Consider the following 13,072-nt stretch of genomic DNA (forward strand, 5'->3'; position numbering starts at 1 on the left):
TTTTATAATTACCTCCTAAGCAGTTATGTAATAAAACTTTCTATTATAGGTTCTACACGATATAAATGCCTGATAATCAATATTCAGTGAACTACCCTGAACGGTTGGGAAAAAGCTGTTTTAATATTATTCTACATTTTATATCAGTTTGTTTAAAATCGCTTAATTTCTTACTTCAAACTCACAAGTCTTACAATTCAGACTTTGCGCCATTCTACGTTAAAAATGATCTCCTGATCGCCCGTTTCGATTGGTGGTGTAGAAAGTATCAATCTGTCACCTTCAATTCTTCCGAAACGTCTCTCTGTATTGCCAAGCCAGTTGGGGAAGGTGCCGCCAAGTACTGTATGTACAAAGGTGCCAGGCTCTTCTTCCTCATAAGTGCCGAAATACGCAAAATATGTTTTAAAGGCATCTACGATCTCATCAGACGTACCATCGTACATGCCATCTTTTTTAAACTTTTTTCTGTTTTCTTTTGCGATATGCACACTCATATAACCGCTTTCTGTATACATGAGCACCCCTGTTGGGCTGGTGCCAAAGTAATCTACAACCTCTCCATTGGGTCCGTTATAGGTCCATGAGACTAACTCCCATGTACCTATTATTTCTTCCGTGATTTTATTATCAAGTAAACTCATAGCTTAAACTTCAACTGTTTTAGTAGTCGGGTTTATTACTTCTTTATTAATTAGTTCAGTTACAAAGTCTACATCATTTCTCAAATAATGATGGTCGCCCTCTCTTTCTATCAATTTGAAGTTTAGAGTAGTTTCATTTTTCCATGCACTCATTTGCGCAGTACTTACAGTTTCGTCATTTACGCCATGTATGCCGATGATGTTGAGGTCTAAAGGAGGCTCAAAATCATATTTATAGCTACTAATCAAATTTAGATCACCTCTTAACTGCTTGATAAGGATAGCTTTTAACTCCGGATCTGCTGTATTGCTCAAGTATAGAAATCTCTTTTCTAATTGTGCATCTGTCGCATTAGGATCTAACGTAGTTTTATCATATGCAGATAACTGAGGAGTAGAAGAAACGAACATTTTTACCGGAAGCGTAGCATGTCTTCTTCGTAACTCTCTGGCTACTTCAAAAGCTATGAGGCCTCCCATACTGTGACCCATAAACATAAAAGGTTTATCGATTACAGGTAGCAAAGCATCCGTGATCTTGGTAATTGCTTCGCCCATTTTATTTAAAGGTGCTGTTGAAGACGACTTACCTCTACCTGGAAGCTCTACAGTCACTAACTGTATTTTCTCATCGATAAAGTCCTTCCAGTCATCATATAAGGCCGCACTACCACCCGCATCATGGAAACAGATAAGCTGAATTTTTGTGCTATCTGTAGCTTCTTCCACAGTAATTACCGGTTGTTTCTCACCTTTTTTATGGTTTTCATTTGCTCCGCCAAACAGCTTATTTAAAAGAAATTGAGAGTATTCTGCGATAGTAGGATGTTCCCAAATTTCTGTAACAGACAGCTTTACCTCAAGTGCTTTTTCAAGCTTATTTCTAAACTGAACGGCCATGAGCGAATCGATACCGAGACTTTTAAACTTCGATTTAGTTGATAAATCACTTTCAGCCATTTTGATAATACCAGCCGTCAGTTTCTTTATGTGAAGTTCGATAGCTTCAAGTCGGTCCTCATTTGACGGTAAAATCTGCATCGTTTTCAATAAACTTTGCCCATCGTTGGCATTGTCATTGTCGGTGATTACAGGCTTAAAATAATTGCTTGCACCTAATGCCGGGAAGTACTCAGCTGCCTGATTTGTATCAATTTTAAATACTCCGAGATTGGTATGGTTTTGATCAAACACCTTACTCAAAGCAGAAACAGCCTCATGCATAGGTGTAGCTTCAAACCCTTCTGCCTTAGCGAATTTTTCCAGATTTTCTCCGGAAGCTACCATCCCTACATCACTCATTACACCCCAGTTGATGCTATTAGCAGGCAAGTTGTGTTTTTGTCTAAACTGTGCAAGTGCATCCAATGAAGCATTTGCAGCTACATAGCTTGCCTGGCCAGTAAGGCCTAATAAACTCGATGCAGACGAGAATAGCACGAAGTGATCAAGGTTAAATGAACTAGAAATTCTATGCAAATTCCAGGCACCCTGCACTTTAGCGTCCATGGCAAAATCCAGATCTTTCTCTTCGATTTCAACCAGTTGCTGCGCCTTTATAAGACCTGCGGCATGTACTATGCCTTTTATTGGTCTCTCTTTATTTACTTTCTTTAAGAGTGCGTCAAGTGTGTTGTAATCATTTACGTCACAAGCTTCGATGCTTATTCTTGCACCTGCTCCTTTTAGAGCGTGTATTTTTTCCTGCAATAAATCATCAAGAGTGGTTGATCGACTGATGAGGCAGAAATTACGCACACCACATTCAAACATCCATTCTACCATAGAGAAGGCGATTCCTTTATAGCCGGTAACCACATAGGTACCAATGGATGAAAACTTAGTCTTTTGCAAATCATATACATCAGGACTGTACGTTTCTAACCGTTGTGCAAAAATCGAATTACCTCTAATAGCTATTTCTTTTTCTTTTGCTATTGGATTTCCAATAAGCGTTGCTAGTGTATTTAACTCCTGAGGATTAGGTGTATAACTCAAGTCGAGATGTTTTACCTCATATTGAGAAACCTCGTTGAAGGCTACTTTGCTAAGTCCGACTAAACCAGCCTGCGACAGGTTGATGTGAGCACTCTCAACAGGGGCTGTACCATTGGTAACCACGGTCAACTGAGGTGTTTTGTCAGATTTGTATCCTTCTAATGCTTTTACAACTTCTAAGAAATTTAATGCAGAAGCCCTTTCAAGTTTTACAGTATCACTGGCAAACCTGCTGAGAGCAAAAAATATTACTTCATCAGCATTATAGTCTTCCATGCTTTTCAGACCCTCAGAACGCATGCTCAGAAGATCTACTTTATGACCAGCTGCTGTAAGTCTTTCAGCAAATTCGGAGGTTTGAGGTGCCTCTTCTGCTTCAATAACCAAAATTGATTTGCTTTTGCCTTTTCCAGTGCTTAGAGCAAGCTTCTCATAGTTGGTTTTGTAATACCAGTTTGCCTGATCTTCTTCATTGTCATTAAACCTAAAGATTTTACCTGCTAGCTGAGTCAACTTTACCAAAACCTCACCACTGCTATCTGTAATTATAACGTTAGCTGAGATTTCATCACATTGGCCATCATTAGTTTTTTGTTCTTTGGTGATAGTGGTGTGTACCTTCAACTCATTGCTAAACCACATGGGTTTAAAAACTTCAATAGCATCTATACCAGTAAGATATGTGCTACATGTAACGTCCTTCTCAAAGTTAGTGTGCTTAGCAAAAAGCGTTTGTAGACATGCATCTAACACAGCAGGGTGAAATTGATATTTTCCAAGGCTGTGTACGAGTTGTTGATGTACTGTAACATTAGCATAAACATCATTTCCTGATACCGTGATACCTTCAATACCCTGGAAGTAATTGCCGTATTGTAGTCCCAGACCTTCTAATTGTTGGTAATAGTTCTCTTTAGAAGTAGCAGCTATGAAATCAATTTTGTGCGTTTCTGTAGCGTTTGTTGTTTGATTTGAAAAAGAACCACATGCAGTTTCTGTCCAATTTCCATCTATTTGCTGATAAAACTGAAAACTCTTTTTATCGGTCGAAATTTTTAACTGAACATGAGCCTCCTGTCCTTCTTCGAGTGTTATGGCAGACTTAAACTGTAGATTTCTAAAGCTAACGGCTTCCTGACCAGTCAATTGTCTTAAGGCTGTTGTCAGCATTTCAACATAGCTTACCCCAGGTAAAACCACCTTGCCAGATACAGCGTGATCTGTCAAATAAGGGAACTCCTCTATGCCAATATGAGCCTCCCAAAAATGATAACCATCAAGCTGAGCTAGTTTTAATTCTTTGCCCACCCATGGGTGACCTTCCTTACTAGTCTTTTGTGCGTTTTTGCGCTCAGTCAGTGTATAAGTAGATCTTTGGAATGGATATGCAGGTAGTGCCAATGTCGGTATTGTCGGATTATCATATTTCTGATTCCAATCAATATTTAGCCCTTGTTGGTACAGTGAGTCTAAGCTCGAGTAAAACTCGACTACCTCTGGCTTATTTCTGTATAGAGTACCAGAAGTCACGCCACTACCGTTGTATGCATCGAGACACTCGGTTACAGCGGTGGTAAGTACCGGGTGAGGGCTTACTTCAATAAATACATTGTATCCATCAGCAATAAGCTGCTCCATAACACCGGCAAACTGAACACCATTTCTTAAATTGTTTACCCAGTACCCAGCATTAAGACTTTCACCTTCGATTAATTTATTTTCAACTGTTGAGTATAATTTAGTTGTATTCTTTACAGGATTTACTTCTTGTAAAGCAACAGCTAGCTTAGCTTTTAATGGCTCCATTTGAGCACTGTGAGAAGCAACATCTACTTTTACCTGTCTGCAAAACTTTCCTTGTTTTTCAAGTTCATCAAGCAAATCTGATATAAGAGATTGATCGCCCGCAAGTACTGTAGACTTGGGACTATTATTTACAGCAATAGAAAGTCCGGGATACTGTTTGATCGCTTCCTCGGCTTCTGGAACGGTCAGTTCTGTTACTGCCATAGCGCCACCGGTGCCACTTACAGTTTTCATCAGTTTGCTTCGAGTACAAATCACTCTGGCAGCTTCATCTAAAGAAATACTACCTGAGATATGTGCCGCAGCAACTTCTCCCATACTATGTCCTGTAACTGCATCTGCAGTAACACCAAATGATTGCCATAATCTGGCTAATGCGATTTGCATGGCACAAAGTGCCGGTTGTATCACATCGATTTCGTTTAATCTTGATTCTTCCTCTGAGGCGTTAAGCTGCGATATCAAAGACCAATCACAATATTTAGCGAATGCGGCATCGCACTCATCGATGGCTTGCTTAAATACAGGTTCTTTTATGTACAAGCCCTGGCCCATGCCCAGCCACTGCGAGCCTTGTCCAGGAAAAATGAAAGCAACTTTAGGCTTTTCTACCACTGTGCTGTCTGGAGAACCTGATCGTAGGTACTCTTCCAGCTGAGCGATCATGTCAAGCTTATTGTTAGCCACAAATAGCTTTCTGTAATCAAAAGCAGGCTTTCTTATCGCTGAAGCTATGTTCGTACTTATAAAATCTTCCATTTTCCCATTTAAATGATTAGTGAGAAAATGCTTGTAAGACTTCACGTAATCTAGCAAAGCCTTTTCAGATCTGCCTGAGATTGGCAAAACATGTTTGCTGTGCTTGTCATGAGAATTTGTTTCTTCCTTTTTGCTTGCAGGGCGATACTCTTCAATTACTGTGTGGCCATTAGTGCCTCCCCACCCAAATGAGTTTACACCTACCTTCATGGTTTCGTCTCCTTCAACCGGCCACTCAGAGTGCTCGGCCTGCACCTTGACATTGATCTTTTCAAAATCAATTTCAGGATTAGGAGTATTGAAGTTTAAGTTTTTTGGTAGTTGTTTATTGTTAATGGCAAGCACGGATTTGATAAGTCCTGCCATACCTGCCGCACCTTCAAGGTGTCCGATATTTGTTTTTACAGACCCTACATGCAATGGTCGCTTTCTGTTTTTACTAAAGAATGTGCCCAAAGCTTTAGTCTCAGTCGGGTCTCCTAATTTTGTGCCCGTACCATGTGCTTCTACATAGTGTACATCAGCTGGGTTTATTCCAGAATCCTGATAAGCTTCATTGAGCACATCTAGTTGACCGGCCACACTCGTAGCAGGTAAATTTTGATTGTACCCATTATTATTTAAAGCTGTACCTCTTATTACAGCAAATATTTTGTCACCGTCTCTTTCTGCATCAGAAAGTTTTTTGAGTAGAATGATTCCGCCTCCTTCGCCTCTTACAAAACCATCCGCTCCTGCATCGAATGTGCTACACTTTCCTTTTACAGATAACCCGCCAAACTTCGACAATAATACATTTTGGTCCGGGTCTAACATGTGATTTACACCACCCACGATGCTCTGCTCTATACTACCATCCCAAAGACTCTGGCAAGCCAGATGTAATGCTACAAGAGATGATGAGCAGCCTGTGTCAACTACCAGACTAGGTCCTGAAAAACCGTAAAAGAAAGAAATACGGTTGGCTATAATATTTGCAGACTGACCAACGGCAGAGTGGCTGGTTACTTCTGCATGTTTGTGCTTTCTGTGATGTTCAAAGTCGCTCCATATGTTACCGACATAAACACCTATCTTTTTACCTGCTACTTTTTCAAAAGGAATGTTGCTGCTTTCCAGGCACTCCCAGGTAAGTTCCATCATCAGCTTTTGAGATGGACTCATTTCAGCTGCTTCTGCAGGCGATATGTTAAAAAATAATGGATCAAAGTCATCAATCTTTTCAAACATAGATCCATGACGTTGATTGGTTTTATCCTTTGCTGATTTATCAGGATTATAATACTCTTCGATATCCCATCTTTTGATGGTATCAATAGTGTCTTTTCCTTGAGATAATAAAGCCCAGAATTCTTGAAGGTTGTTTACCTTAGGGAAGCGGCAAGACATACCAACAATCGCTATAGGTTCTTTAGACATGATTTTGTGGTTAGGTTTTAAAAATTTTAGATTGCGATGCTAAGTTCTTAAGTATGCATGCCTAATAAATCAGGGCGATTTCTGATATCTGAAAATCAGTGTTTTATGAGTTAAAATCGGCCAAAAATGATTTATTTGAGTGTTTTGTTTAAGCGTACCTGAGGATGTCGAGCAAAATTTACAAATACGTCTCAGGGTTTACCCTGATAAAAAAGTAAGGAAATGAGGCTTATTTACTATTTAATCGGGGATGATGAAGTCAAAGAAGAACAAAAATTGACTCAAAATCTTCCTCAAAATCACCTTGATAAAGCTTCCGAATATCAGTTTATTTCTGACAAGTTACGGTTCCTCGCAGGCCGAAATTTACTCATAGAGGCACTCGACAAAATGGGTAAGTCATTAGATTCTGTTTACTATGATGAGAAGGGCAAACCTCATGTAGAGGGTATCAGTTTTTCAATAAGCCATTCTGAGCGACTTGTTGTATTGGTTTTAAGTGATATAGCCGATGTTGGCGTAGATGTAGAGTTTATACGAGAAATTGATGTGAATGAACTCAGTGCTGAGTTTAATGAGGCAGATCAAAGGCGGCTCAAAGCAGCAAATGATGTTTTAGATGAGTTTTTTCAAATCTGGACTGCTAAAGAGAGTGTGATGAAAGCAGATGGGCGAGGCTTTTATTTATCTCCCAAAAAGATACAAATCGATGAAGAAGTGGCAATTGTAGAAGATAAAAATCAGAAATGGTTTTTACAATATATTAATTTGGCCACTGGCTATAAGACTTGCGTGTGTAGTACTATCGAACCTAAGGTTAAAGTCGAGCAATTAAGGCTTTGACCAAATCTCCCATGATTTTTCTGCTTGCAGATGAAGCATTTCTAGGCCATTTTTTGTTTTAGCCCCTTGCTCATCGCCTTTTTTCATAAATAATGTCATTTCTGGGTTATAGACCAGGTCATACAACCAATGCTTTTCATTGAGATAGTCGTACGGAATTGAAGGAGAATTATCTTCCAGAGGAGACATACCAACAGGTGTGGTGTTGATTATAAGATTGTGATTTTGTATAAATGAAGCATTCTTCAGCAATTGCTCATAAGTCAAATCGCCTTTGGTTTTATCCCGTGAAATGATTCCAAATGGAATTTTCATTTTGGTTAGGGTAGAAGTAACAGCTTTTGAGGCCCCACCTGATCCTAAAACCAAAGCCTGATAGTCGATGTTTAGATCGAGCCAATTTTTCAGCGATGTCATAAAACCATAATAATCGCTATTATAACCAACCCTCTCTCCATTTTCGATATTTACTACATTTACCGCACCTACCATTTTAGCACTCTTGTCGAACCGATCGAGATGAGGTTTGATGAGCTCTTTATAAGGTACGGTAACATTAAAGCCTTTGAGATTATCCATCTGGAATAATGCCTCAACCTCCTGAATATTTTCTAATTCAAAAAGATCGTATGAATAATCTTCAAGGCCAAGATTGTTAAATTTTTCAGAGAAGTACTTCTTTGAAAAGGAATGTCCTAATTTCTTACCTATGAGACCAAACCGAGGCATCAGTGTGGACCAGCTTTATAACTTGCGATTTTCTCAATTGCCACTACTATGAAGATACCCAATGCCATAAAAAGGACGGCTTTGAACACCATAGGGTCTTCATTCAGCTGTCTGAAGTATTCTCCAGGTAAAACGTTTTTTGTCAGGTAAGCTTCTTGCTCTCCATCAGAGTTTATTCTAAAGGCTGTTGGTATTTTCCATGGCCAAACTTTATTGAGAGAACCTATCATAAAACCTGAAAGTACTCCTATCGCTATGTCATGATACCTGTGAAGCAACCAGGATACACCTCTGGCAAAAGTCAATAATCCTAGAATACAACCTGCGCCAAAAACCAAAAGCACGGCTATATCTATGTCGCTAATCGCTGCAGTGATGTAGGCATACTTACCTAAAATAAGCAATATAAACGCACCCGAAATACCAGGTAAAATCATGGCACAAATGGCTATAGCCCCTGCTAAAAATACAAACCAATACGAATCAGGAGTGGTTGTTGGAGTCGCTTCCGTAATAAAATAGGCAATTGCTGTACCTGCTATAATGGCAATTACATTTATGATATGCCATTTCTTTGTTTCTCGAAGAACTAATATTGAAGAAACAATGATTAGCCCAAAGAAAAAGGACCACACCGATATTGGGTGGTTGTTGAGCAAATAATGCATAAGGGAAGCTAATGAAAAAACACTAGTCAAAATCCCAAGAAATAATGGTAGCAAAAAGCTACCATTTATTTTTTCCCAAAACTCCTTTAGTTTAAATGAAAAAAGGAGTTTAAATGCTTCGATATCAACGGCTTTAATCGAGTCTAATAGTTCTTCATAAATGCCTGTAATAAAGGCCACTGTTCCACCACTCACACCGGGAACCACATCCGCACCTCCCATTCCTACACCTTTGAGGTATAGCAATAGGCTATTTTTAAAGCCAGACATAAATCTTAATTACCGTTTTGTGAAAGAAAATGATTGAAAGTATCTCCTCTCAGCCCTAAACGAATGGTTTCTAAAGGAATTACCTCATTTGGCGCAATGTTACCCAGGTTTACATTGGCTCCGAGTAGTTTTATAAACCATACCTGCTGTGTTTTTTGAGGAGCTTCCCATAGAATTTTTTCAAAAGGTATTTTAGTCAAAATCTCCTGAACAAGACCAGATCTCACTTCACCGGATGATCTAAAGAGGCCAACGTTTCCACTTTCGCGAGCTTCTCCAATTACCTTCCAGGCACCTGCATCAAGTTCTGCCTGCATAAGTTTAATCCATTGGTAAGGAGGGATAATTTTTTCTTCGTCTTTAGACCCCACTTCAGACAGTACAGTTACCTGATCAGAAAGCTTACTGATATAGTCGCATTTTTTATCATGATCTAACTCGATAGAGCCATCAGAAACTTCTGCGTATTTAAGGTCATACTTGTCTAGCACTCTGCGGTAGTCGTCAAACTGATTTCTTATAATGAATGCCTCAAATAAAGTGCCCCCAAAATAAACCGGGATACCAGCATCGTGATATACCTTAATTTTTTCTTTTAGGTTAGAGGTGACATAGGATGTTGCCCATCCAAATTTTACTATGTCGATGTATTGACCGCTAGCGTCTATGAAGTCTTCTACTTCTCTGATGCTCAGGCCTTTATCCATGGCCATAGTAAAACCGTATTGCCTGGGCTTTTGAGTTCGCTCAGGAATATTATTCAAGCTATAATTCATTAGGAATTGTCTTTTCTATATTGATCAATAATTTTATAGAGAGCCTTTTGAGTTTCGAGTTTTGGAAAGAACTCAAATAGCACTTCGTGTTTTTCGAAGTCCAAAATTAAGGCATTTTCTAAATAATTAAAGGCTTCTTGGTATTTCCCCGCACTTATAAGATAAGCTGTAAGTCTGTAAAAGCATTCTGCATCGTCAGGATTCTCTTCTAAAGCATTGATCATCAGGTCTATAGCCTTTTCGTACTCTCCCTGTTCGTAATAAATAAATGACCAATTAAGCCAGATTTCAATGTCTTCAGGGTTGAGTTTATTGGCTTCCTGATAGGCATCGGTACTGCTTATTACATTTCCTACCTGATATTCTGCATCGCCAACAGCTTTCCAATAATTATAATTTTCTTTATCAAGCTTAAGAGCCTTGTTGTAAAAATGAATCGATTGATGCCATTTTTCCTGCTTTTTAAGGCACTCGGCAGCCCCAAACCATGCTTCGTGATATAATGTATCTAGCTTAGCTGCTTTTTGAAAGTACTTAAGGCCAAGCTCGTACTGCTCCATTTTTTCGTAAGTGAGGCCGAGTTGGCAGTATACTTCAGGGCTGGCCCCCTCAATATCAAGGGTTTTTTTATAGGCATCCAAAGCTTTAGTAAAAGCTTCCATGGTCAAATAAGTATTGCCCATGTTAAAATATGCCGAAGAGAAGTTTTCTTCAATTACAACTGCATATTCGTATGCCTGGATGGCCTCTTCATACTTACCCAGTTTGTTATAAACAATGCCCAGGTTGTACCATGCTGCCTGAGAATATGGATCTGCATCTATAAACTGCTTGTAGTAGGAGATGCTACTTTCTAATTCGCCTTTAATGTCCAGACAATAAGCCAGTTCATACAGCGCGCCATCATGATAGATATTTATCTCAATAGTATTTTTATAAGCATCAATTGCCTCATCGTACATATCCATGCTCTGGTATGCCAGACCAATGCTGTAATAGGTCTCATCTTTATCTTCAGCAAAGACTAAATTTTTCTCATAAGCTTCAATGGCATCCATGTAGTTGCCCTTGAGAGAAAAAATCGAGCCCTTTAAAAAGTATATTTCTGCATCATTAGGTTGAAATGATTCAGCCTGCTCGAGTAAATCAAGCGCTTGATCATAATCCTGTAAGTTGCTTAAGATATGAGCTTTTGAGATAATGAGCTCCGTAGAAAAGGGGTATTGTTCTATCGCCAGGTTTACAGCTGAGAGTGCCTTATTATACCTGCCCCGTTCTAAAAAATAATGTATAATGAAGTCGAAGTTTTCGAGGTCAAAAAAGTGAGAGGCTTTATTTTTTATGTGTTCTTCAAACTTATTGATGAGCTCGTTTTCTTCCTTCTTTTTCTTAAAATTTCCTGCCATTCAAACACCTTCGAAGTTTAATGAATTTAAACAATTCTCCTTAATAAGTAACAAGGAGATTTAGATTTTATTGTCTAAATAATATGCACACGTCCAGTCAAGTGTATCACTTAACGAGGCAAAGGTATGATTTAGTTCTTTCACCGCCTTTGTGTTGTCAAAGTAAATTTGACTATTGCCTAATCTGGCGGTTTCTCGCGTAATCATAGGCTTTTTGTTTGAGAAAAAAGATTTTATCCATTCGGCAAACAAGCCAAGTTTTACGAGCTGAGGTTTAGCTTTTACTGATGGGGCTTTCTTATTAAAACGTTTGGCGATCTCATCAAACAAAGTTTTAAATGTAACATTGCCTGCGTTTAGAATATAGCGTTCACCATATTTGTCAGGATGGTCAAGTAAGTACATTACTGCAGAGACTACATCTCTAACATCTACATAATTTACAAGGCCTTCTGTATAAAATGGCTTTTCTTTCCAAACGTATTTAAAAATTGTAGAGCTGCTTCGATCCCAATCACCCGGCCCCAAAACTACAGATGGGTTAAGAATGACTGCATTAAGACCTTCTACAATACCCCTCCAAACTTCCAGTTCTGCAAAGTGCTTAGATTCCCCATAGTTTGTATTCCACTTTGAATTTTGCCATTTAGTCTTTTCGTCAACCCTACCTTCGTGTTTGTTTCTACCAAGCGCTGCTACACTGCTAATGTGAATGAATTTCTTAATATCATTAATAAGGCACAGGTCGATAAGCTTTTTTGTGCCTTGAATATTAACCTCATCCATTAGGTCTTTGTCGGAAGCATGGTAAGAAACCACTGCAGCAGAGTGAATAACAGTATCAACCTGATCAATAATTTCTTCTATGGTATTTATTTCGGTAACATCTCCCTCATGCCACTTAATTTGGTCTTTAATGTCACTGAGTAGGTCTAACTTGCTGGAGGCTCTCTTTAGAGCAATAAATTCCTTGCCTTGCTGATGTAGCTTTCTACAAATAAAACTGCCTAAAAAGCCGGTAGCACCTGTAACAAGTATCATAATGAATTATTCAGTAGTGGGAGTCTAAGTGCTTTTGTGTAATACTTTTCATTTACAGATCGCTGCATTACCTGCAAATGATTCTTATTATGGCAATCGCTACCTAAGAAATGAATCTTCTTATTATCTATCATACGTTCTGCCATTTTTCTTACCTGTCTTGAGTAGTAACCGGTAATAGAATTAATATTTAGCTGCAAGTAAACACCTCGGGTTATTAAGTCATCGATTAAATCAGGATTACTTTGAATATACGCATAACGCTCTGGGTGTGCCAATATCGGATTTATTCCCCTGGATTTAGCCTTAAAAATAAATTCATTGAGATAAAAAGGCTGGTTCATAAATGACGTTTCGAATAACATGTAATTATTACCGAATAGTAATAACTCCTGAGACTCGTCATCTATGATCTGCATCAAGTGATCATCCAGATAGTACTCAGCAGCAGCCTCTACCTGCATATCAATACCCTCTTCCTTAAGAATGGACCTGAGTTCAGTCATTTTGGCGTTGATAGACTCTACAGAATTGTTGTAGAAATCCTGCATGATATGAGGAGTCGTAATGAGCTTCTTATAGCCCATCTCTGCTAGTGATTCGATAATAAACAATGACTCATCGTATGAGTCAACTCCATCATCCAGATTTGGTAAAAGGTGAGAATGTAAATCTGTAGAAAGAGGAATTACGGGAGGTTTCTCTTTTTTTTT

Annotated in this window: 9 protein-coding genes; 1 reads left to right on the forward strand and 8 read right to left on the reverse strand. The window is 38.8% G+C overall.

What is annotated here, in order from left to right; all coding sequences use genetic code 11:
* Positions 1-197 precede the first annotated feature (197 nt).
* Both E1176_RS14380 and E1176_RS14385 read right to left on the reverse strand, forming a co-directional pair.
* Positions 198-644: a lipocalin-like domain-containing protein gene (locus E1176_RS14380; protein WP_155211331.1), complete on the reverse strand. Its 447-nt coding sequence runs from the start codon at positions 642-644 to the stop codon at positions 198-200.
* Positions 645-647: 3 nt separating this feature from the next.
* Positions 648-6,626 carry a type I polyketide synthase gene (locus tag E1176_RS14385; RefSeq protein ID WP_155211332.1) on the reverse strand — a complete coding sequence of 1,993 codons (5,979 nt, stop codon included), beginning with the start codon at positions 6,624-6,626 and terminating at the stop codon, positions 648-650.
* A gap of 222 nt (positions 6,627-6,848) precedes the next feature.
* On the opposite strand from E1176_RS14385, the gene E1176_RS14390 reads away from it, so the two are divergent.
* The gene (locus E1176_RS14390; protein ID WP_155211333.1) at positions 6,849-7,469 is read left to right on the forward strand and encodes a 4'-phosphopantetheinyl transferase family protein; all 621 of its coding nucleotides are present in this window, start codon (positions 6,849-6,851) and stop codon (positions 7,467-7,469) included.
* Here E1176_RS14390 and E1176_RS14395 read toward each other — a convergent pair.
* The 6 genes from E1176_RS14395 to E1176_RS20745 all read right to left on the reverse strand — a co-directional run.
* The gene (locus E1176_RS14395; RefSeq protein ID WP_155211334.1) at positions 7,458-8,198 is read right to left on the reverse strand and encodes a shikimate dehydrogenase family protein; all 741 of its coding nucleotides are present in this window, start codon (positions 8,196-8,198) and stop codon (positions 7,458-7,460) included. The two genes, E1176_RS14390 and E1176_RS14395, sit on opposite strands and share 12 nt — an antisense overlap.
* Complete coding sequence (locus E1176_RS14400) at positions 8,198-9,136, reverse strand: DUF368 domain-containing protein (RefSeq protein ID WP_155211335.1); 939 nt, start codon at positions 9,134-9,136, stop codon at positions 8,198-8,200. Before E1176_RS14400 ends, E1176_RS14395 begins: the two co-directional genes overlap by 1 nt.
* A gap of 5 nt (positions 9,137-9,141) precedes the next feature.
* Entirely contained in the window at positions 9,142-9,912 is a 771-nt protein-coding gene (locus E1176_RS14405; RefSeq protein ID WP_155211336.1) for a phosphosulfolactate synthase, read from the reverse strand.
* Positions 9,912-11,318, reverse strand: coding sequence for a tetratricopeptide repeat protein (locus tag E1176_RS14410; RefSeq protein ID WP_155211337.1), 1,407 nt, complete (start codon positions 11,316-11,318; stop codon positions 9,912-9,914). The genes E1176_RS14405 and E1176_RS14410 overlap by 1 nt, the downstream gene beginning before the upstream one ends.
* A 60-nt stretch (positions 11,319-11,378) precedes the next feature.
* Positions 11,379-12,359, reverse strand: coding sequence for an SDR family NAD(P)-dependent oxidoreductase (locus E1176_RS14415; RefSeq protein WP_155211338.1), 981 nt, complete (start codon positions 12,357-12,359; stop codon positions 11,379-11,381).
* Positions 12,356-13,072, reverse strand: a 717-nt coding sequence (locus tag E1176_RS20745; protein WP_222933153.1) for a tyrosine-protein phosphatase, incomplete at its 5' end; no start/stop codon positions are given. The genes E1176_RS20745 and E1176_RS14415, both read right to left, overlap by 4 nt.

The organism is Fulvivirga aurantia (assembly GCF_009711475.1).
Taxonomy (GTDB): Bacteria; Bacteroidota; Bacteroidia; order Cytophagales; family Cyclobacteriaceae; genus Fulvivirga; species Fulvivirga aurantia.